This window comes from Collinsella aerofaciens (genome assembly GCF_028206995.1).
Classification (GTDB): domain Bacteria; phylum Actinomycetota; class Coriobacteriia; order Coriobacteriales; family Coriobacteriaceae; genus Collinsella; species Collinsella aerofaciens_AQ.
Genome location: NZ_JAQLFL010000010.1, coordinates 20,067 through 42,067, shown reverse-complemented (window position 1 = coordinate 42,067; position 22,001 = coordinate 20,067). Strand labels below are relative to the sequence as shown.

The window sequence follows — 22,001 nt, the reverse complement described above, 5'->3', positions numbered from 1 at the left end:
AATGTCAAGGTACCAAACTTATTAAGTTACGGCGTTTTGCCAAACGCCGTAACCGCTCGATGCTGCAAACCCGCCAGAGCGGCAATCTGAGATAGTCGTTGGGGACGTTCTTGTTTGACTAGTCATTTAAGAACGTCCATTACAGTCGAAATTGTCAGCCCGGGACCGTCTCGGGCTACGATTGAGGCGCGCCCAGAACGGGCCGCCGACCGGGCGCCCGCGCACGGCCGAACGTCCCTGCCCCGAGAGGGCCCGTTGGGTGCTGCCGGCGCGGGGCGCGCCGCCCCCGACGGCTGATAGGAAAGTGCCGGGCAGGTGCCGCGGCTGGTAATGTGAGTGCCGAGGGGGAGGCCATCCGGTCGAACGACTACCGGAAGGATACCACCGTGAAAGCGCCATCCACCAGACCCGCGGCCGTGCTCGGCCTGGACGTCGGCAAGTCATCGCACTGGGCCTGCCTGATCGACCGCGACGGGGAGGTGCTGGACAGCGCCCCCGTCCGCAACAGGGAGGCCGAGCTCGACGCGCTGTTCGCCTCCGCGCCCGCCGGCACGCTCGTCGTCGTCGACCAGTTCCGCAACATAGGGTCCCTCGCCGTGAGGCGGGCCCGCGCCGCGGGGCTCGGGGTCGCCTACCTGCCCGGCCTCGCCGCCAGCCGCGCCGCGGGCCTGTTCGCCGGCGAGGCCAAGACCGACGAGCGCGACGCCGCGGTGATCGCGCGGACCGCCCTGGGCGTGCCGGACTCCCTGTCGGGGGTCCCGGGCCGCGGCGAGGCCCTCGAGGCCGCTCGCGCCCTCTCGTCGCAGCGGTCGACCTGTCGGACCGGCGGTGGCTGGAGCTGCTCGCCGGGTTCGGCGGGGCGTGGGGGATCGCCCGCTCCGGGGCCGAGGGCCCGCGGGCCGAGGCCGCCGGGGAGGCCGCGGCCGCCTCCACCGCGCCCCCGCCGGCGCTCGTCGAGGCCGAGAACAGGCAGGTCAGGTTCCTGGCCGCCCGGATATCGGAGGCCCTCGACGAGGCCGGGGCCCTCGAGGCCGAGACGGCGGCGCTGCTCGAGGGCGACGAGACCTACGCGTGTCTGCTCACCGTGCCCGGCATCGGCCCGAGGACCGCGGCGCAGCTCGCGGTGTCGGTCGACATCGGGAGGTTCCCGGACCACGACCACCTGGCCTCGTACTGCGGCATAGCCCCGAGGGTGAGGAGCTCCGGCACGTCGGTGAGGTCGGTCAGGGCGTCCAGGCGCGGCGACGCGAGGCTCAAGTCCCTGCTGATCTTCTCGTGCAACAGCCTGGTGAGGTCCTCGGGGCGCTACGGCGAGTACTACCGGGCCTGCAGGGCGCGGGGCATGGGGCACGGGCGGGCGCTCAAGGCCGTCGCGAGGAAGCGGCTCAGGGCGATATACGCCGTGATGCGCGACCGGGTGCCCTACCGGGAGTAGCCCCGACGGTTGACAAAACTATAGGAACACCCAACGACTACCTCGTTTTCGTAACCTTTTCGCAACAATGCGCTCTTCGCGACCGTAGCGCCCGCTCACAACGTCCCCTGCGCTACACTTAGTCGCACTGTGGCGCTGCTGCGCCGTGCCCGAACCAAGGGAGACCCTCATGAAGAACACTCAGCTGCTGCTGATTAACGATATGTGCGGCTACGGCAAGGTCGCGCTTTCCGCCATGCTGCCGGTGCTGTCGCACATGGGCTACCGTATCCATAACCTGCCGACGGCGCTCGTTTCCGACACGCTCAACTACCCCAAGTTCTACATCCACGACACCACGGAGTACGTGCGCCAGAGCCTCGCCATCTGGGAGGAGCTCGGCTTTGAATTCGACGCCATCTCGACCGGCTTTATCGTGACCGAGGAAGAGACGCGCATCATCTCGGACTTTTGCCACCGCCGTGCGCAAAAGGGCACCAAGGTGTTCGTCGACCCCATCATGGGCGACAACGGCAAGCTCTATGCGGGCGTGCCCGAGTCCACGATTGGCCTTATGCGGCACCTGCTCGAGTGCGCCGACTACGCGGTTCCCAACTACACCGAGGCCTGTTTGCTCACCGACACGCCTATCGTCGAGCAAATTACGCCCGATGAGGCCCGCGCCCTTGTGGACGCCGTGCGCGAGCTGGGTGCCAAGTCGGTGGTCATTACGAGCGCCGTAGTCAATGGCACGAACGCGGTTATTGGTTACGACCATGTGGCGGGGGAGTACTTTACGATTCCCTTTGAGCTCATTCCGGTCTATTTCCCGGGCACGGGCGACACGTTCTCGGCGGTGCTCGTCGGCCGCGTTATGGCAGGCTGGAGTCTGCAGCGCGCGACGTCCGATGCCATGCGCGTGGTGGCAGAGCTTATCGAGCGCAATGCCGACCAAGAGGACAAATCGGCCGGCCTTCCCATCGAGGCCTGCCTGGATGTGATCGACCATGAGTAATGCTGGCGAGGGCGGCATCAAGCCTGCGGGCGATAACAAGCCGCTCGGCGCGCCGCGTGGCAAGCGTCCGCGTATCCGCGTGAGCTGCGTGGACCAGCTGGGTGCGTGCCGCTGCCACCATGGTCACAAGCCGGGCGACGTTTTTGACTTCGACCGAGACCGCGGCAAGATGTGCGCCATGGCCTGCCATGTGGGCTTTCCCTATATCGATATCCTGCGCTATGGCGGAACTGTGCCTGGCAACGAGCCCGGTACGGCAAAGTTCTGCTGCCCCGAGGTCGATACGCTGAACGTCTGGCTTGCCGAGATCGTTGACGAGTAGTCGAGCGCAATGTGTCAAAGGGACAGCCCCTTTGACACATTCGCCGGTGGTGCCCCTTCTTTTGCTTATAATCTCAAATCTCTGCATTTCATTTGATTTTAGGTTCTAAAAATTCTGCGTTTCATCGATAATCAAGCGTATAAAACTTTGCATTTCATTTGATGACACTGAGGAGAGAGCCTATGCTGCGCAGGAAAATAGCGGCAGAGCTGGAGCGTTGGCTGAAGTCTGCCGAGCAAAAGGCCTTATTCATCACGGGTTCTCGCCAGATCGGCAAAAGCTATTCGATTCGCGCATTTGGCAAAGCCAGCCATGCAACCTACATCGAGCTTAACCTCATGGAAAACCGCCAGGCAAAAGATGCTCTTCTCGAGGCGCGGAATGCCGATGATTTCATCAGCAGGGTGACGCTTCTTTCGGGAAAGTCGATTGCGCCAGGCAAAACGCTCGTGTTTATCGATGAGGTCCAAGAGGCCCCCGACATCATGACGATGGCAAAGTTCCTTGTTGAGGACGGGAGGTGCCGCTGGGCGTTTTCGGGGTCAATGCTCGGGACTCAGTTCAAGGGCGTCAGGTCCTATCCCGTGGGGTATGTTCACGAGCTTAGGATGTTCCCGCTCGATTTTGAGGAGTTTTGCTGGGCAATCGGGGTGAGCGAGGGGGCTCGCCAAACGATACGTGACGCGTGTATCAGCGAGAGGCCCATTCCTGATTACATTCATGACGCGATGATGGCAAACTTCAGGACCTATACCGTTGTCGGCGGAATGCCGGAGGTCGTGCAGCGTTTCCTTGACACGCAGGGCGACCTTGCCTCTGTTCGTCAGCTACAGTCAGAGCTCAACGAACAGTGCCGGCGGGATATCTCCAAGTATGCAAGCGGGCGAGCCCTTCAGGTGCAGAGCATCTACGATCAGCTCCCTATTATGCTCGAGGGCGAAAACAAGCGCTTCGTGCTCAATTCCATTGACCCCAAGGCTCACTACGAGAAGTATCAGCGAGATTTTGTATGGCTTGTCGATGCCGGCGTTGCTCTCAAAGCCGATATCGTAACCGAGCCAAAATCGCCCCTGCTCAAGACGGCGCGGCCATCGCAGTTCAAGCTATATCAATCGGATACGGGCATGTTGATGGCGCGTTACCCCGTTGGAGTCGCCCAGGCGGCGTATCTTGATAGCAAGGAGCCCAACCTGGGCGGCATTTACGAAAACGTGGTGGCCCAGCAGCTGGCTGCCCAAAATCGCCAGCTTTACTACTATCAGACAAAAAAGCGCGGTGAAGTGGACTTTGTGGTCGATGGACCGGATGGGACGGCTGTTCCGATCGAGGTTAAATCGGGCTCCTATTACCACGCGCACGCTGCGCTCGGTCATGTGCTTGATACGGCTGAATATGGCGTAAGGCTCGGGATTGTTTTCTCGAGAGGCAACGTTGAGCGCAACGGAGCGGTTCTCTATTTGCCGCTATATGCGACCTGGGCCCTTTCGGATGTTTTGGGCGACTTCTGTGCCAAGGGGATTAAGCTGGAGGTCAAGCCGGTCTAGGGCCGGTCCCGGATGTGACAAAGGGGCAGTCCCTTTGTCACATTCATGAGCGTTGATTTTCTCCCACCGAGATAACGAGCGTGGATTTTCTCCCGTTTAGAGCGCGCTCGAACGCTCAAAGTGGGAGAAAATCCACGCTCGTTTTATGCCGATGGCGTGGCCCGTGTGCCCGCGCCGCCCGAGCGCCTACAGCTGCTCGAGCATAGCGGTGCAACCGGCGAGTACATCGCGGTAGGTGGCGTCGAAATTGCCGGTGTACCAGGGATCGGCCACGTCGCCGGGGCGATCGGTCCAATCGAGCAGGCGCGAGATCTTGCCATCGGGGTCCTTCCCAAAAATTCGGTACAGGCCGCGGGCGTTCTCGTCGTCCATATAGACAATGTGGTCCCAGTCGCCATACTCCGCGCGACGCACCTGACGTGCACGATGTGCGACGACGGGAATCCCAACCTCGCTCAGCTTGGCAACGGTACCGTGGTGTGGCGGGTTGCCGATCTCCTCGGTCGAGGTCGCAGCGGAATCGATGACAAACTCCGCCTCGCGCCCAGCGCGGCGCACGAGCTCGGTAAACACCGACTCAGCCATCGTCGAGCGACAGATATTTCCATAGCAGATAAAAAGAATGCGTTGCATGAGCGGCTTCCTTTCTAGGCGGTCGTGCAGGGCTTACAGACTGCTCTTGAGGCAGTTTGCTCCAATAAAGCCCGCTGCGTACAAGGGGAGGTGGCGCAGCTCGCGCCCGTCATCGGTTTCGCTGCGGGAAAAATTGTTCTCGGACAAAATGTAGGCATATGGCGATCGGGCTTTGTCCATAAACGACCCGAGGGTTCTCGCGCGCACGTTACGTGCGGACTTTACTTCGACGGGCACAATTTCCATACGGTCGGTCTGAAGTAAAAAATCGAGCTCGCCGGTCGTCTTCCAAGACGACGGCGGCACCCAGTAATACGTCTGCAAGCTATTGCCCGAAAATGCTTGCATGACCGAGTTTTCCGCCAGGGCGCCTCGGAAGTCGGAAGATAGCGCTATGGCGGAATCCTCTTTGAGGTCGAGCCAGAGCCGCGGGTTGATGCCGAGTTTGTAGAACATGAGGCCGGTATCGAGAAGATAGACCTTAAAGAAACTTCCATCTTCGTCGTCGAAGGGAACGAGGGGAGGCTCGATGCCTTCGGTCAGGTTGTTGACCGATATGATGCCGGCGCCTTCGAGCCAGTCGAGCGGCTCGATAAGCTTGGCGCGACGGCCTCCGCGTTCGACCTCGGAGTACTTGAATTTTTTTGTGGACGATCTCAGCAGCTGGGACGGAATGGAGCGCCAGACCTTGCGCGCCGCCACGCCGCTGATCCCGTTTTCGGGGTCGGTCATATCGGCGGTATAGGTCTCGTCGATTTCGCGCTGCTCGACGCGCGCATCCTCGATGGATAACGTCTTGCGATATGCGTTGACGGCGGCGGGCATGCCGCCCACGATCTGGTATCGATGAAACAGGCTGAGCGCGGCTTGGTGCGCGGCGTAGGTCTCGAGCGTGCCGGCGTGGGTACGAATGGCATTGGCCATCTGCTCCTCGTCGAGCGCCCAGAGAAACTCCTCGAACGACATAGGATGCATGGTCTCTTGACGAACGCCGCTGGGAAAAGGCAACTTGCGCTTGCGCGTGGCGACGCCGAGCTGACTGCCGGTCGCGCATATGCGCCAGCCCGAACCCGAAAAAAAGCGAAGCGAGTTGAGCGCCCGTTCGCAGAGCTGCACCTCGTCAAACAGGATGAAGGCGGTTTCTTTGCGAATGGGGGTGCGTTTATAGTCTGAGATTCGCGCCACGATGGCGTCAACGTCGTCGGTGGGACAGTCGAACAGCGGAGCGATCAGCTCAAGATCGGTCTGAAAGTCGAGTTTGACAAACGCATCGCCGGCGATTCGTCTGCCGATTTCCTCGGCAACGTACGTTTTGCCTACGCGTCGCGCACCACGGATGAGGATGGGGCGCGACGCGTCCTTTGTCGCCCATGATTCGATAACGGATTCGATTGATCTGCGCATGGGGCCGCCTTTCCAATTTCGTGTACTTCAGATACATAGTTTAGTACGATTTCATGTACTTGGAATACACGAAATAGTGGAAAAGTGTGTATCTGAAGTACACGAAATTGCACTGCTGGAGCTTGCAGGCGGATAAACACTACTCGTATGGGACGGTTTTCACCGGTTGCTCGCCACCTTGGGCTATGTTCGCCCCTATGCCTGCATCCGGGGCTGTGCTGATTGACGACGGCGCTCCCAGCGAGCCAACTTAATCGTCACCAGTGTGAGCGCCCAGGCCACAAGCGAGAACACGGCACCGACCGCGCCTACATATGCAATGCCAACTCCGCTTACCACGGCGCCGCCCACTGCGGTGCCAAACGAGATGCCGACGTTAAACGCCATGGGCTCAACCGAACTTGCGAGTACCATCGACTTGGGATGGCGGCTGCGTGCCACGTCCATAAAGTGCGTGATGCACGACACCGAGAACAGGTACATGAGCATCGCCAGGCTAAAGACAAAGACCAGCGCGAGCGGCATGGCGGCGCCCACGGCAAACAGCCCGAGCAGTGCCGCCGCCTGCAGCACAAACGTAACCAGCAGCGCCTTCATGCCAAAACGCGCATCGATCCATCCGCCCAGGATGTTCGAGATCAGGCAGAACACGCCATAGGCCATAAGTGTGGTGCTCGCCTGAACGGTATCCATGCCCAGCACCTGCTCCAGATAAGGCGTCACGTAGCCGTAGAATACGTAGACCGAGCCCACGCCAAACAAGAAGATGAGCATGCCGGTGATGATACTCGGCTCGCGTAGTAGCCCCGCCTGCTCGCGGAAGGTGGCGGGCTCATCGGTCTGCCCGGCGCGAGGCATAAACGCCACGAGCGCGCTACAGATCAAAACGGCAAAGGTCAGCGTGCCGTACATGGCCACGTGCCAATCGAGTGTGTCGGCCACAAACTTGCCAATCGAGGTCACAAAGACCATCGCCACGGAAAACGCGCCGTACACGACCGAGATGGCAAGTGAGGTTTGCTGCGGGGATAGCAGCTCAGGGATGTACGTCACGCCCACGGCGAGCAGCGCACCCGAGACAGAGCCCAGGACAATGCGTGAGATAAACAGCACCTGGAAGTTGGGAGCCAACGCCATGACCAGGTTGCCGAGCACAAAGACGACGCTATAGCACACGAGCAGCTGGTAGCGGCGGAATCGCCCCGTGCTGAGCGCGAGCACCGGCGTCGCGATAGCGTAGACGAGCGCAAACACGCTGATGAGCTGGCCCGCAGTGGCAAGTGATATGCCGAGTTCCGTTGCCAAGTCGCTTTCGATGCCGATGACCACGAACTCGGAGCAGCCGAGCGAGAATCCCAACAGCACGAGCAGCGCCAGGCAGAGCTTGGTGCGCGCGGGGGAGAGCGCGGCGGCGGTTGGCTTACTTTTAGGCGTGGTTGCGGCGGTCAAGGTTGTCACTCCAATGTCGCATGAATAAGCGGGATTCACTTCCTGCAACTCTAACAGAATGTGACAAAGGGGCAGTCCCTTTGTCACATGGAGGGCTTGCCTGTATAGTCGCAATACAGGCGAAGATGGTCTCAGGTACATCGCGGGCGGCAGGAGATCCCATGGGTATGCACACGACAAAGGTTGCAGTGGGCGAGGGCAAGTTTGCGCTCGAGGCCCAGCTGACGGTGACGCCGCGAGGCATGGCGGTGTACGCCTGCTCGCCGGAGTTTGCGCACCTGGGCGCCACGGCGCAGGCCATTCCGCGCCCCGAGCCCGGCCGTACGGCAACGGTGAGCATCCTGGCCGTTCCGTGCCATCGAGACGAGATCCCGGCGCACGATATCGCGGCGGCGCTGGCCACGCGCTTTGGCGTGCCGGTAGTTGCAAGCACGGGTTTTCATGTTGAACAAGCGAGCGGTGACGACCTGCAGCGCGTGCTCGACACCACCAAGGAGCTCATCGCCGCGCTCGAGGAAGCCGCAGCCCGCATTCTGCGCGCCGGCTGGGATGAGGGCGGTGCGGGCGCCGAGGTCGTGGCGGTCGATGCTGCGACCGGCGAGGCGCTTGGCCCCGTCGACCGCATCGAGGCCCATGCTGGTGAGGGCATCCTGCATCAGGCATTTCTGACGCTTTTGGTCGAGGGCCGGGGCGAAGACGCGCGCCTGCTGCTCTGTCGCCGCAGTCCGCTCAAGCGCCTGTGGGGCGGGGTGCTGGCCGATAGCTGCGCCGGCCATCCGCTCCCCAGGGAAGACGTCGCGGCCGCCACGGCGCGCCGCATCAACGAAGAGCTCGGCATTACGCGCGAGCCCGATCAGCTCAAGCACCTCGGACACGTGGTGTACCGCGAGGACCACGGCGACGGTCGCTGCGAGTGCGAATGGTGCGAGGTCTACCTTGCCCATGTTGAGCCGGGCGAGCTGCATATCAACCAAGAGGAGATCTCGGAAGTGCGTCGCGTGGCTCCGTCCGAGCTCAAAGGCTACCTGCAGGGTCACCCCGAGCAGCTGGCCCCCTGGCTCCGCGAGGCCCTCGGCGACCCATTCATCCGCACGGCCCTCGCTATGTAAAAAAGACAGTCCCTTTGCCACATCCAAACCGTCACAACATTCGGCGAAAATCTCGAAAACGAGGAAAAGCGTCGAATGTTGTGACGGTTTTTGTCTAGGGAATCGCTTCTCATCCAAAAAATCCGCTTGACTGTATTGCCGCAACACAGCGCAACGTAAGGGGTGTCCGATAACGGGCGCCCCTTTTTAAGCGGCAACATGGCTGCGAATTCGGAGCGCCCCCAACAAGAAAGGTGGGGAGATGGAAGCGGAAAAGAAGGCGTTTAAGATCACCAAGCGCGAAATTGGCTTTGTGCTGGGTATCGTTGTCTTTTTGCTGGTGAAGTTTCTTCCTTTGGCGGAGCTGAGCTCGACGGTCGAGCTCACGGTCGGCGGTCAGACCTGTCTGGCACTGACGCTCGCCACGGTGGTGTTCTGGGCATGCGGCGTGGCACAGCCGGGCTTTGTGGGCCTGCTCTACTGCGCACTGCTCGTCCTGTTCAAGGTGTGCGTGGACGACACGGGCGCCGCGAGCATCTCGGCGACGGTCGCCTCCACGTTTAGCTCGTGGACCAAGGCCACCATGTGGCTCGTCATCGGCGCCTACCTCATCGCCAGCGCGGTCAAGGAGTCGGGCCTGGGCGAGCGCATCGCCTACGCGTTCATGCTCAAGTTCGTGCGCGACGCCAAGTCGCTCATCATCTCGATCTTCGCGCTCACCTTTGTGCTGTCGCTGCTGATCCCGCATCCGTTCCCCCGCGCCTTCCTCATCCTCGCCGTCGTCTCGGTCATCGCCGAGTCCGCCGGCTACGGTGACGACGACAAGGGCAAGCTCGGCTTCCTCGTGTTTGCCGCTGCCGCCCCGGGTTCCATGTTCTTCCTGACGGGCGACTCCACGCTTAACCCGCTCGTTGCGCAGTACAGTGCCGAGGCCGGCGGCATGAGCCCGTCCTTCGTCGACTGGTTCCTGTACATGAGCGTGCCTATGCTGGTTGCGCTGCTGTGCACCCTGTTCCTGGGCCTTTTCCTCTTTAAGCCCAGCAAGGAGCTCGTCTACGATCGCGAGCAGATCGTGGCCAAGCAGGCCGCGCTCGGCAAGCTCTCCGTCAAGGAGATCCGCACCATCGTGTGGCTTGTCATCGCCATCGCGCTGTGGCTCACCGTCTCGGGCGACTATATCGGCTGGGTCACCCTGGCCATTGGCGTTGCTCTCGCCATGCCCATCATCGGCGAAGTCCTCACTCCCGCCAGCTGGAACGCTGTCGACATCAAGTCCCTCATGTTCCTGACGGCCGCCATGGCCGTGGGCTCCGTGGGCGGTGCCACCGGCATGAACGCCTGGATCGCCGACGTCGTGCTCCCCAGCTCCGTGCCTGAGAACATCTTCCTGTTCGCCCTGCTCGTCGCCGCGCTTTCCATGATCATCCACATGTTCATGGGCTCGGTCATGGCCGTGCTCGGCGTGTGCGTGCCGGCATTTATCAGCTTTGCCGCCGGCTCCAGCGTGAGCCCACTCGCCGTGGCGCTCATCGTCTTCACGTCCATCAACATCCACTACATCCTGCCGTTCCATAACCTGCCGATCCTTATCGGCGAAGGCAAGGACGCCGGCGGCTACACCTCCAAAGAGGCTATGCGCATGGGCATCCCCCTCACCGCGGTCGTCTTTGTCGTCGTGCTGGTCGAGGCCGCCTGGTTCCACCTCTTTGGCCTGATGTAAGCGGTCGAGCGCCCCGGCTGTAAGCAGCCAAGCGCTTGAACTTCGAGTGGTCGAGCGCTCCATTTGTGAGCGCCGCGGCCCCATTACGTTACCCCGTCCGGCGGCACCCCGTCGCCGGACACTCTCCCGAAAGGAGTACGCCATGTCCACTACCGATGCTTCCCAGATCCACGACCTGCGTTCCGCGCTCGACTTTTTGCGTGAGATGCCGGGCCAGCTGCTTGAGACCGACACCCAGGTCGATCCCGATGCCGAGGTCTCGGGCGTCTACCGTCACGTCGGTGCTGGCGGCACCGTCATGCGCCCGACCAAAGAGGGTCCGGCGATGGTCTTCAACAACGTCAAGGGCTTTGACGATGCCAAGGTCTGCATCGGCATGCTTGCCAGCCGCAAGCGCGTTGCCGCCCTGCTCGACCTGGACGAGGAGCGCCTGGGCCTCGAGATCGGCAAGCGCTTCGAGAACCTGATCGCGCCCGAGCAGATCGCCGAGGGCAAGCACGTCGACTGCCAGGAGGTCGTGTACAAGGCGATCGACGAGGGCTTCGACCTGCGCAAGATCGTTCCCGCTCCCACCAACACGCCCGTCGACGGCGGCCCCTACATCACCATGGGCCTCGCCTACGGCACGAGTCCCGATGGCTCCCAGTCCGACGTGACCATCCACCGCTTCTCCTGCGTCGACAAGGACAAGCTCGCCATGTGGATCACCCCGGGCAGCCGTCACCTCGGTGCGTTCTTTGACGAGTATTGCCAGCGCGGCGAGGACATGCCCATCTCCATCTCCATCGGTCTGGACCCCGCCGTGTACATGTGCTGCGGCTTCGAGGCTCCCACCACGCCGCTTGGTTTTAACGAGCTGCAGATCGCCGGTGCCCTGCGCGGCCACGCCGTCGAGCTCGCCGACTGCGTCACCGTTCCGCAGAAGTGCATTGCCAATGCCGAGTACGTGCTCGAGGGCTACCTCATGCACGACGAGACCATCAACGAGGACGTCAATGGCCACGGCTACGCCATGCCCGAGTTCCCCGGCTACACCGGTGGCGCCAAGGTCTGCCCGGTGATCAAGATCACCGCCGTCACCACGCGCGTCAACCCCATCATGGAGAGCTGCATCGGCCCTTCGCACGAGCACGTGTCCATGGCCGGCATCCCCACTGAGGCCTCCATCTACAAGATGGTCGAGACCGCTATCCCGGGCCGTCTGCTCAACGTCCACGCCGCTCCCTGCGGTGGCGGCAAGTTCGTTGCCATCATGCAGTTCAAGAAGTCGAGCAAGAATGACGAGGGCCGTCAGCGCAACGCCGCCATGCTCGCCTTCTCGGCATTCTCCGAGCTCAAGCATGTGATCCTGGTCGACGAGGATGTCGACATCTTCGATATGAGCGACGTGATGTGGGCCATGACCACGCGTTTCCAGGCCGACGTCGACCTTATCACCATCCCCGGCTGCCACTGCCACGTGCTCGATCCGTCCAACGACCCCGCGTTCGATCCTTCGATCCGCGAGCACGGCATCGCCTGCAAGGCCATCTTCGACTGCACGGTTCCGTTCAACCTCAAGAAGAACTTCATCCGCTCGCAGTTCATGGAGATCGATGAAGAGAAGTGGGCCGCCGAGCTCGCCTTCTAGCAAGTAGCCCTACCAAGTAACTAAGGAGTTGTCATGCCTGAGTCTTCTGTCCGTTCCCGTCGCATTGTCGTTGGCGTTTCTGGTGCCAGCGGCGCTGCGCTGGGCCTCGAGTGTCTCAAGTGCCTGCGCCAGGCCGGTGCCGAGTCGGCGCTTGTCGTCACGCGCGGGGGAGAGATCACCATCGAGCAGGAGCTCGGCATGACGCTCGACGAGTTTGCCGCGCATGCCGATGTGGTCTACGACAACAAGAACATCGGCGCTGCCATCGCAAGTGGCACCTATCCGGTCGCCGGCATGATTGTGGCGCCCTGCTCCATGAAGACGCTCGCCGGCATTGCGAGCGGCTACAGCGAAAACCTGTTGCTGCGTGCGGCCGACGTGCAGATGAAAGAGCAGCGCCGCCTGGTGCTCATGGTGCGCGAGACGCCCTTCAGTGCGATCCATGTCGACAACATGGCGCGCCTGGCGCGCGTGCCGGGCGTCATGCTCATGCCGCCCATGCTCACGTTTTACAACGGCCCCGCCACGCTCGACGATGCAGTGCATCACATCGCCGCCAAGGCGCTCGAAGCTGTTGGCGAGTCGTGCGAAAACTATAAGCGCTGGTCATAGGCATCTTTAGGGTAGGATACGAGTAGTGTTTGAGCCCGCTGCCCCTGTGGGCGGCGGGCTTTGGTGTGTCGGGAGGACCTATGCAGACGGGTATGTATGCGATTAGCGAGATGGCGAGCTTGTTTAACGTCTCACGCCAAACGCTCATCTACTACGACAAGATCGGTCTGTTTAAACCCGCCGTGGTCAACGAAAAGGGCTACCGTTTCTATTCGCCCACGCAGATTCCGCTTATGCGCCTGATTTGCATGTTGCGCGACTTGGGGCTGGAGCTCGATGAGATCGATCGCCTGACCTCGACGTTCGACATTGGAGAGATGACCGACCACCTGCGCTCGCGGGTGCAGGCGCTCGACGAGCAGATTGCCGGGCTCAAAGCCGAGCGTGCGAGCGTGCAGGAGCGGCTGAGTTTTTACGACGAGGCGGTCTATTGGCGCGAGCGCGAGGGCAAACCGGAGCTCAAGCAATTCGAGCGCCGCTATGTGGTCTTTGAGGAGTTCCCGGACGATATCGAGCGTGGCCGCTCGATGCTGCACCCCACGCTCATGCGGGCGATTCTGCGCATGCGTGCGCTCACGGGCACACGCCCCATGCGCGGTTGGGGCGCCATGCTGCGTCGCGAGGCGCTGTATTCCGGCGACCCCATCGCCGGTGCCGGTTCCTTTGCCGTGTTGCCGCGTGGTGCCGAGGAAATACTGCCGAGCGATCCTGCCGAGCTGGCGGAGATTGGCGTCGAGGTGCTGCCCGAGGGCACGTACCTGTGCATGAGTCGCTGGGGCATGCCGTACGAGCCCGAGGGTATCCGCGCCATCGTGGCCTGCATGGACAGGCACGCGCTCCAGCCCATCGGCAATGCTTTCGATTTTTGCTACCTGGACACCACGAGTTACGACGAGTCTCACCAAGAGGACTTCTGCTGTATCCAAATCTCCGTCGCCCTCAAATAACTTGCGGTGAAATAGTCCCTAAATAGCTCGAGTGGGCGTGCAAACAGGAACTATTCCACCGCAACTTCGATGCGACAAAGGAGCAGTCCCTTTATCGCATTCCGTGCGAGCTCCAGCGCCATCTGCGGGTATAAGGCTAACAAGTGTTTATTTGCGAGGCCTAAGGGGCGCCCCGTATGGATATCGATAACTTTGAATGGTGGTATAGCGAGGGCGAGGCTCCGGACGAGGAGTGGGACGAGCCCGCGTCGCGTGACGTGTCGAGCGACGAGGACGAGACCGGCAACGATGCCGCTGTCGAGCCTGATGCCGCCTCCGATGCCGCCGAGCCCCTGACCTTTGAGCAGGCTTGGGCCCAAGCCGAGGCCGATGAGGCTAAGGCCGATGCCACGGCCACACTCGGTGAGCCGGCGGACATGTCCATCTCGCCGGCAAAGATCCCGCAGCCGCGTCACACCATCGACCCCGACAGCACGGCATCCTTCAGCATTCTCGACGTGCCCGCGCAAGGCGCCCAGGCGCCTGCGCCCACACATCGCCCCGACCTGGCTCGTGAGGAAGACGCGGGCCGCCGTTCTCCGCTCGGCTCCATCCTCATCGCCTTCATGGCCGGCGTTATCGCCTGCTCGGCAATCGGTAGCGTTTGGAGCCATGTCGAGCAGCAGCGTCAAGACGCCGCCAAGGTCGAGATGTCTGTCGAGCAATCGCTCAGCCGCACGCGCTCGGTACATGTGTCGGTCGAGGTCAAGGACGGCGCGATGTGGGACACCGCGCGTGGCGACAGCCAAATGCTCATCCACATCGTGGGGCGTACGCTCAAAGGGCAGACGATTGACGAGTATCAATACGTCAATTCCGCTGGTGACGGCATCGAGCTCAAGCCCGGCGACTACGAGCTCACCGTCGACGAACCGCCCGTCGCCACCGACGGCACGCGCTTCCGCGCCTCAAAGCGCATGGTTCCCGTGAGCTTTAACTCGCAGGCGCCCGATACGGTCGATAGCACTCCGCAGGGCGGGTTTGACCTTTACGCTATTGCTCAATAACTGCGCCTGTCGCTCAACCCCGCCGCCAAGAGTGGGACAATAGCCCTCGACACTATTGTTTTCTTTTGGAGGAAGTAGCATGTCTACCGTCACTACCATCAAGCGCGGCAGCCTCACCGCGGCCATCGATTCCATGGGCGCCCAGCTCACGAGCCTTGCCCTCAACGGCAACGAGTATCTGTGGCAGGGCGACCCCGCCTTTTGGGGCAAGCATGCGCCCATCCTGTTCCCCATTGTGGGTTCGCTGCGCAACAACACGGCAACGTCTGCGGCCGGCACCTGCGAGATGCCGCGCCACGGCCTCGCGCGCATCGTCGAGCACAAGCTGGTCGAGGTTTCGGAGGACGGCTCGTCCGTCACCTACGAGATCACCGACACGCCCGAGTCGCTCAAGGCCTTTCCGTTCCACTTTAAGCTCAACATGACCTATGCCCTGACCGGCGACGCCACCCTCACCCAGACCTTTGCCGTCACCAACACCGGCGACGTGGACTTGCCGTTCTCGGTGGGCGGCCACCCCGCGTTTAACGTACCGGCTCCCGGTGCCGAGGACGAGGCATTCGAGGATTACGAGCTGGCGTTTACCGAGGCATGGACGAACGAGGCTCCCATCATCACGCCCGACGGTCTTATGACGTTCGAGGGTAGCTACAAGGCTCCCGATAACTCGGACGTGCTGCCCATCACGCATCGCAGCTTCGATAACGATGCCATCATGTTCACCGATACCCCGGGCTCCACGCTCACGCTGCGCGGTCGCAAGTCGGGCCACGGTGTCAAGATCGACTTTGAGGGCTTTAAGTACATTGGCGTGTGGTCTGCCGCCAACGACGCTCCGTTTGTGGCGCTCGAGCCTTGGACCGGTCACACCACCATGGACACCGAGGACGACGTCTTTGAGCACAAGGTCAACACCATCACCTTGGCTCCCGGCGCCACCGACAAGCGCACCTTTAGCGTTACGTTGCTCTAGAGGTTCCGCCGTTCTAACGAACAGCGGACCGGTCGACGTTGCGCGCTACCCAGAGCGACAATTTGTCATTCAAAAGGCACGGCATGACCAGAAGGTCTATGCCATGCCTTTTTCATGCCAACTTGTTCGCTCTGGGCGGCGCTCGCTGGCATGCCCAAAACATCGACGTTCCCAATGACTACCGCGTGTCTATTAATTTTTCGAGCTTGTGCTGCGCTGCTGGTCGGTGGCGTATATCCTGTTAAGTCGTCAGCATACGATTCAACAGGGAAGGCAGATTATGCATTCTCCCCATCAACGCGACGCGCATCCACAGCCGGTATGCAGCCGTCGCATCTTTTTGGGTAGTGCTCTCGCTGCGAGCGCTTCTGTCGTCGCCGGCGCACTTGCCGGTTGCCAGCGCCCCTCCACGCTGGAAGTAGTTCAGCCCACGACGGGCGGCGGTCGCGACGACCTGTCCGATTCCGTGATCGGCAAGGACAAGATCCGCATCGGCATGGAGGCGGCCTACGCCCCGTACAACTGGCAGGTCTCCGAAGCCAGCGAGTACACTATCCCCATCGACAACGTGCAGGGCGCCTATGCCGACGGTTACGACGTGCAGATCGCCAAGATCGTCTGCAAGGCCCTCGGCGGCGAGCCCGTTGCCGTCAAACAGAGCTTCTCGGGTCTTATCGATTCGCTCAACAACGGCCAGATCGACCTCATCATTGCCGGCATGAGCGCCACGCCCGAGCGCGAGGAGTCCGTCGGCTTTTCCGACCCGTACTTCATTGGCTACTTTGGCCTGTTCGTAAAAGAGGGCTCGCCCTACCAAAATGCGACCAAGCTCAGCGACTTTAGCGGCGCAACGGTCCTCGGCCAAAAGGACACCATGCTCGATACCGTCATCGACGAGATCCCGGGCGTTGTCCACAAGAACCCGGTCGATTCGGTCCCCACGGTGTTTTCGAACCTGATGCAGGGCACCTGCGACGCCGTGACCTACAATACCGAGAACGAGAAGGGCTATATGGCCCAAAACCCGGGTATCGTGCCGATTCAATTTGCCGAGGGCGAGGGCTTTAAGCAGGAAGTCACGGCAAACGTCGGCTGCCGCAAGGGCTCGGACAAGCTGCTTAAGCTCATCGATAAGACGCTCAAGGGCATTAGCCAAGAGGAGCGCGACCAAATGTGGGACGCGTGTCTCGACCGTCAGCCGGCATAGGGAGGCAGCATGAAAACCATCAATCGTCTGGCCTCCTTTATCAAGGCCGACCACCGTTATGTGTACCTGGGCACGAGCGTTATCGCGGCGCTCGGCCTGGCGTTTAGCCAGCGCAACCCCACGCCGCTGAGCTTCTTGGCGCCTATGGGCGTGTTCCAAGATTGCCTTTGGGCAATCCTTTGGGCCTGGCTCGTCGTGTCGGCGGTGGCGCTGGTCACCAAGCTCATGCACTGGAGCGACTATCGCGAAAAGTCGCCGTTTGCATCCGAGCGTTGCCGCCACGCTGCGCGCCTGGGCAGCTACGTCGTGGTCGCCATTGCGGCGATCTTCTTTATCGACCGCTGCGTCATGTCGTTTATCGACCTGGTGCAGGTGAGCATTGTCTCGGATTCCAACCCCAGCGACTTTTTGTCGAGCTTGGTCTACATGACCTACAAGAGCGGGGACTTCTTCATTCGCGGTATCGAGATCACCATCGCGCTTGCCACCTTCGGCACCGTCATCGCATTCTTCCTGGCACTGCTCTTCGTGTTCCTGCGTATTCAGACCTTCGATCGCGTGGATAACGACCTGGTGCGCTTCTTTAAGAGTATCGGCCGCGGCTTTGCGACCGTCTACTCCACCATCGTGCGCGGCACGCCCATGATGGTCCAGGGTCTGCTCATCTATTACGCGGGCTTCACCGTTTTGCGTGGTATGGGCTTCGAGACCGCCCAGGCCAACCAGATCTGGAGCACCTTCACCGCCGGCCTCGTTACCATCTCGCTCAACTCCACCGCCTACATGATGGAGGTCCTGCGCGGCGGCATCGAGTCCATCGATCCCGGCCAGGCCGAGGCAGCACGTTCGCTGGGCCTGTCGCAGTGGCAGGCTATGCGCAAGGTCGTGTTCCCCCAGGGTATTAAAAACGCGATTCCCGCACTCACCAACGAGCTCATCATCAACATCAAGGATTCGTCGGTGCTCTCGGTCATCGGCGTGTTCGACCTTATGTACGCCACCACCACCGTCGCCGGCGTGTACTACCGCCAGATGGAGGTCTACTGCGTGGCGCTCGTGGTCTACCTGATCCTGACGCTCGTGGCGAGCCGCCTGCTCGAGGCCTTTGGCAAAAAGCTCGGCGCCGAGGCTCCGGTCACGCTGCCCAGCTCCAATTAGGCTCAAGACGAGGAGAATCATCATGGCAGATACCGCCATTACCGGCGTTGCGGCCGCCGCACAGACCAATGAGCCGCTCATCCGCGTCGAGGGCCTGCGCAAGAGCTTCGGCTCGCTCGAGGTGCTCAAGGGCATCGACCTGTCCGTTAACCCCGGCGAGGTCGTTACCATTATCGGCGCCTCGGGCTCGGGCAAGTCGACCTTCCTGCGCTGCCTCAACCTGCTCGAGACCCCGGACGCGGGCCACATCTGGTTTCACGGCCAGGACCTTACGGCCGAGCGCTGCAATATCAATAAACTCCGCGAGGACATCGGCATGGTGTTCCAGGGCTTTAACCTGTTCAACAACATGGACGTGCTCGACAACTGCACGCTCGCGCCCGTCACGCTCAAAAAGATGAGCAAGGCCGAGGCTGAAAAAATTGCGATGGAGCATCTGACGAGTGTGGGACTCGAAAAATTCGCGCACGCCGCCGTGGGTCGCCTGTCCGGTGGTCAAAAGCAGCGCGTGGCCATCGCTCGTGCTCTATGCATGAACCCGCAGATCATGCTGTTCGACGAGCCGACCTCCGCACTCGACCCCGAGATCGTGGGAGAGGTGCTCGAGGTCATGCGCAAGCTCGCTGCCGACGGCATGACCATGGTCGTCGTCACGCACGAGATGGCCTTTGCCCGCACGGTGTCCGACCGCGTGGTCTTTATGGACAAGGGCGTGGTCCTCGAGGATGCCGCGCCGGCCGAGCTCTTCGGCAACCCCAAGCACCAGCGTACCCGCGAGTTCCTCTCGCGTTATCTCGAGGACAAATAGCCGACCGCAAACGCTTACGTGGCAGGGCCGCTCCGGTGGGGCGGCCCTCGTCATCACAATCGAAAGGATGTCATGGCCGAGGTTTGGCGCTTCTTTGCGCATGAGGATGATTTTGCCGGTATAGACGAGGCCGGCGCATGCGAGCGCTTGGGCCGTGTGCTGTCGTTTCCGACCATCTCGAGCATGGATGCCGAGGCGGTGAACTGGCAGCCGTTCGACGACCTGCGCGCCTATATGCAGCAGGCGTGGCCGCGCGTATTTACAGCGGGTAAGGTCGAGCTCATCGATCATTCGCTATTGCTGACGCTTAGCGGTTCCGACCCTGCCCTCAAACCCGTCATGCTCATGGGCCACATGGACGTGGTTCCCGTGGTGCCGGGCACCGAGGACGATTGGACGCACGCCCCCTTTGGCGGACATGTGGACGATGCCTACATTTGGGGCCGCGGCGCCATCGACATGAAAGACCAAGTCGCAGGCATTCTCGAGGCGGTTGAGTATGCGCTGGCCCACGGCTGGGAGCACGAGCGCACCCTGCTGCTGGCTTTTGGCCAGGACGAGGAAACCACGCAGTTCGGTGCGGGTGTCATCGGCCGCGTGCTCGAAGAGCGCGGCATTGAGCTTGAGTACCTGATCGACGAGGGCGACTACCGCATCGTTCCGGCTGCCGAGTACGGCGCGGGCGAGGGCTGGCTTATGCACGCCGACCTGGCCGAGAAGGGCTATGCCGATATCGTGCTCAAGACGAAGAGCGAGGGCGGGCATTCGTCCAACCCCTACGGCGGCACATCGCTCGAGGTGCTGAGCCGCTCCATTGCCGCAATCTGCGATATCGAGTGGCCGACGCGCGTGACCGACTTGCTTGCCGCCCAACTCGTCGAGTTGGGGCTCTACACGGCCGATGAAATTGCCTCCAACAAGGACACCATCGTGCGCGAGTGCCTCGCCAGCAAGAAGCTCTATCCGCTCGTGACCACCACCTGCGCGCCCACGCAGATCGAGGGTGGCAGCACCGGCGCCAACGTAATGCCGCAGGATATGTGGGCCAACATTAACTTCCGCATGCTCGAGGGCACGAGCGTGGCCGACGTTGTGGCGCGCTGCCGTGAGGCGGTTGCCGGGGCGGACCTTGCCGGTCGTGTCGAAGTGGAGCTGGGCCCCGGCAGCTCCGAACCCTCGCCGTCCCCGCGCATCGGTGGTCCCGGTCTCGAGGCGGTTCGCTCCATCGCCGCCCGCTATTTCCGTGATCCAAAGGGGACGGAGGAAAACGGATCATCCGAGCCGTTGGCGATTGTCCCCTCGACCGTGATCGGCGCGACCGACGCTGCCAACTACCAGCGCATTTGTTCCGAGTGCATTCGCTTCTCGGCCTTTGTGGTCGACGATGACGAGTGCGACCGCGGCGTCCACGGCACCAACGAGCGCATCACCCGCCGCGCCTACCTCCAGGGTGTCCGCTTCCTCATCGCCCTGCTCCATACGCTCTAGAATCCGACAAAGGGACTGTCCCTTTGTCAGATTCCGTGCGGGTTATATGCAGGTTTGCCTGCGCACGCTATCATGTATGGTTTAGACCGCAACTATGTACCCCATACGCGAAGGGATACGCATGTATCTGAAGATCGACATGTTCTAGCCGGGCTTACCCCCGCAGTGGCGCCGCGCGCCCCATCAACTCTGCCGATTTTCACCTTCACGCATATAAAGGAGTCCCGCCATGCGCGACAAGCTCGAAAAGATTATCAAGGCCTACGAGGAGCTCGAGAAGAAGCTTTCCGACCCGGCCGTCGCCTCCGATATCAAGGAGTTCACGCGTCTCAACAAGGAGTACGCGCACCAGTCCGACCTCATCGCCGCTTCGCGCGAGTACATCGGCGCGCTCGATGACATCGAGGCTGCCAAGGAGATGCTGCACGATACCACCGATGCCGATGAGAAGGAGATGCTCCAGATGGACATCTCCGAAAACGAGGCAAAGCTCCCCCAGCTCGAGGAAGACATCAAGTACATGCTCATCCCGAGCGACCCCAACGACGACAAGAACACCATCGTCGAGATTCGCTCCGCCGCCGGTGGCGACGAGGCGGCCATCTTTGCCGGCGATCTGTACAAGATGTACCAGCGCTTTTGCGAGTCGCGCGGTTGGAAGACCACCGTGCTCGATTCCAGCCCCAGCGAGGCCGGCGGCTTTAAGTCCATTGAGTTCAAGGTCGAGGGCGACCGCGTTTACTCCGTCATGAAGTTCGAGTCCGGCGTGCACCGCGTCCAGCGCGTTCCCAAGACCGAGTCCCAGGGCCGCATTCAGACCTCCACGGCTACCGTAGCCGTGCTTCCCGAGGCCGAGGAAATCGACGTCCAGATCAACCAGTCCGACCTGCGCATCGACACCTACTGCGCCTCCGGCCCTGGCGGTCAGTGCGTTAACACTACCTACTCCGCCGTGCGCATCACCCACTTGCCCACCAACACCGTGGTGCAGTCGCAGGAACAGCGCTCCCAGATTCAGAACCGCGAAGTCTGCATGCAGATGCTGCGCGCCCGTCTGTACGAGATGGAGCTCGAGAAGCAGCAGGCCGAGCTCGGTGCCGAGCGCCAGAGCCAGATCGGCCACGGCAACCGTTCCGAGAAGATCCGTACTTACAACCAGCCCCAGGACCGCGTGACCGATCACCGTATCGGCTTTAACTCTACCTACAACGGCGTCCTTCTGGGCGATCAGCTCGGCACCGTCATCGAGGCGCTCGCCGCCGCCGAGCGAGCCGAGAAGCTGGCACAAGCAGTTTAGGTTACGCGGTTTTACCAAACCGCGTAACGGCTCGACGCTGCGCGCCGCCCAGAGCGACAATTTGTCATTCAAAAGGCGAGGCATGACCAGAAGGTCTATGCCTCGCCTTTTTCATGCCAACTTGTTCGCTCTGGACGTCGCTCGCTGTCCGTCCTCTACCTGCGGCGTTCTCTTGGGTAGTCATTGGGGACGTTCTTAAATGACTAGGTTGAGTAAATTGCTATTCGAGTTTATTTAATCTGCTTT

20 protein-coding genes are annotated in these 22,001 nt (G+C 61.5%); 17 read left to right on the top strand and 3 right to left on the bottom strand.

The window, feature by feature from the left end; all coding sequences use genetic code 11:
- The first annotated feature begins 332 nt into the window (after positions 1–332).
- The 5 genes from PMX60_RS07975 (at position 333) to PMX60_RS07955 (ending at position 4,295) form a co-directional block, all read left to right on the top strand.
- Positions 333–1,184 (top strand): IS110 family transposase, encoded by an 852-nt coding sequence (locus PMX60_RS07975; RefSeq protein WP_334203715.1) that lies wholly within the window; start codon positions 333–335, stop codon positions 1,182–1,184.
- The gene (locus PMX60_RS07970) at positions 1,124–1,435 is read left to right on the top strand and encodes a transposase (protein WP_233544231.1); all 312 of its coding nucleotides are present in this window, start codon (positions 1,124–1,126) and stop codon (positions 1,433–1,435) included. The genes PMX60_RS07975 and PMX60_RS07970 overlap by 61 nt, the downstream gene beginning before the upstream one ends.
- 169 nt (positions 1,436–1,604) lie before the next feature.
- Complete coding sequence (locus tag PMX60_RS07965) at positions 1,605–2,429, top strand: PfkB family carbohydrate kinase (RefSeq protein WP_271747485.1); 825 nt, start codon at positions 1,605–1,607, stop codon at positions 2,427–2,429.
- Positions 2,422–2,751: a TIGR04076 family protein gene (locus tag PMX60_RS07960; RefSeq protein WP_215693954.1), complete on the top strand. Its 330-nt coding sequence runs from the start codon at positions 2,422–2,424 to the stop codon at positions 2,749–2,751. Before PMX60_RS07965 ends, PMX60_RS07960 begins: the two co-directional genes overlap by 8 nt.
- Positions 2,752–2,933: 182 nt before the next feature.
- Positions 2,934–4,295, top strand: a complete 1,362-nt coding sequence (locus PMX60_RS07955; protein ID WP_271747484.1) for an ATP-binding protein — start codon at positions 2,934–2,936, stop codon at positions 4,293–4,295.
- Positions 4,296–4,481: 186 nt separating this feature from the next.
- On the opposite strand, the gene PMX60_RS07950 is transcribed toward PMX60_RS07955, so the two are convergent.
- The 3 genes from PMX60_RS07950 to PMX60_RS07940 form a co-directional block, all read right to left on the bottom strand.
- Positions 4,482–4,928 (bottom strand): low molecular weight protein-tyrosine-phosphatase, encoded by a 447-nt coding sequence (locus PMX60_RS07950; protein WP_271747483.1) that lies wholly within the window; start codon positions 4,926–4,928, stop codon positions 4,482–4,484.
- A 33-nt stretch (positions 4,929–4,961) separates the two neighbouring features.
- Positions 4,962–6,332, bottom strand: coding sequence for an ATP-binding protein (locus PMX60_RS07945; RefSeq protein ID WP_271747482.1), 1,371 nt, complete (start codon positions 6,330–6,332; stop codon positions 4,962–4,964).
- Positions 6,333–6,527: 195 nt separating this feature from the next.
- On the bottom strand, positions 6,528–7,790 hold the full coding sequence (locus tag PMX60_RS07940; RefSeq protein WP_271747481.1) for an MFS transporter: 1,263 nt from the start codon (positions 7,788–7,790) through the stop codon (positions 6,528–6,530).
- 152 nt (positions 7,791–7,942) lie between these two features.
- On the opposite strand from PMX60_RS07940, the gene PMX60_RS07935 reads away from it, so the two are divergent.
- The 12 genes from PMX60_RS07935 to prfA all read left to right on the top strand — a co-directional run bounded on the left by PMX60_RS07935 (position 7,943) and on the right by prfA (position 21,755).
- Positions 7,943–8,890 carry an isopentenyl-diphosphate Delta-isomerase gene (locus PMX60_RS07935; RefSeq protein WP_271747480.1) on the top strand — a complete coding sequence of 316 codons (948 nt, stop codon included), beginning with the start codon at positions 7,943–7,945 and terminating at the stop codon, positions 8,888–8,890.
- A 241-nt stretch (positions 8,891–9,131) separates the two neighbouring features.
- Positions 9,132–10,589, top strand: a complete 1,458-nt coding sequence (locus tag PMX60_RS07930) for an SLC13 family permease (RefSeq protein WP_070100742.1) — start codon at positions 9,132–9,134, stop codon at positions 10,587–10,589.
- Positions 10,590–10,731: 142 nt separating this feature from the next.
- Positions 10,732–12,219 carry a UbiD family decarboxylase gene (locus tag PMX60_RS07925; RefSeq protein WP_271747479.1) on the top strand — a complete coding sequence of 496 codons (1,488 nt, stop codon included), beginning with the start codon at positions 10,732–10,734 and terminating at the stop codon, positions 12,217–12,219.
- 33 nt (positions 12,220–12,252) lie between these two features.
- A complete protein-coding gene (locus PMX60_RS07920) occupies positions 12,253–12,831 on the top strand; it encodes a UbiX family flavin prenyltransferase (protein ID WP_271747478.1) in 579 nt (192 codons plus the stop codon).
- Positions 12,832–12,911: 80 nt separating this feature from the next.
- Positions 12,912–13,778 (top strand): MerR family transcriptional regulator, encoded by an 867-nt coding sequence (locus PMX60_RS07915; protein WP_271747476.1) that lies wholly within the window; start codon positions 12,912–12,914, stop codon positions 13,776–13,778.
- Positions 13,779–13,954: 176 nt separating this feature from the next.
- The gene (locus PMX60_RS07910; protein ID WP_271747475.1) at positions 13,955–14,824 is read left to right on the top strand and encodes a hypothetical protein; all 870 of its coding nucleotides are present in this window, start codon (positions 13,955–13,957) and stop codon (positions 14,822–14,824) included.
- A gap of 79 nt (positions 14,825–14,903) precedes the next feature.
- The gene (locus tag PMX60_RS07905; protein WP_271747474.1) at positions 14,904–15,797 is read left to right on the top strand and encodes an aldose 1-epimerase family protein; all 894 of its coding nucleotides are present in this window, start codon (positions 14,904–14,906) and stop codon (positions 15,795–15,797) included.
- Between the two features lie 280 nt (positions 15,798–16,077).
- On the top strand, positions 16,078–17,004 hold the full coding sequence (locus PMX60_RS07900) for a transporter substrate-binding domain-containing protein (protein WP_271747473.1): 927 nt from the start codon (positions 16,078–16,080) through the stop codon (positions 17,002–17,004).
- A 9-nt stretch (positions 17,005–17,013) separates the two neighbouring features.
- Positions 17,014–18,162: an amino acid ABC transporter permease gene (locus tag PMX60_RS07895; RefSeq protein WP_271747471.1), complete on the top strand. Its 1,149-nt coding sequence runs from the start codon at positions 17,014–17,016 to the stop codon at positions 18,160–18,162.
- A gap of 22 nt (positions 18,163–18,184) precedes the next feature.
- Positions 18,185–18,970 carry an amino acid ABC transporter ATP-binding protein gene (locus PMX60_RS07890; RefSeq protein WP_117821441.1) on the top strand — a complete coding sequence of 262 codons (786 nt, stop codon included), beginning with the start codon at positions 18,185–18,187 and terminating at the stop codon, positions 18,968–18,970.
- Positions 18,971–19,042: 72 nt separating this feature from the next.
- Positions 19,043–20,458 (top strand): M20/M25/M40 family metallo-hydrolase, encoded by a 1,416-nt coding sequence (locus PMX60_RS07885; protein ID WP_271747470.1) that lies wholly within the window; start codon positions 19,043–19,045, stop codon positions 20,456–20,458.
- A 229-nt stretch (positions 20,459–20,687) separates the two neighbouring features.
- Positions 20,688–21,755, top strand: a complete 1,068-nt coding sequence (gene prfA, locus PMX60_RS07880) for a peptide chain release factor 1 (protein WP_055252487.1) — start codon at positions 20,688–20,690, stop codon at positions 21,753–21,755.
- Positions 21,756–22,001: the final 246 nt, after the last annotated feature.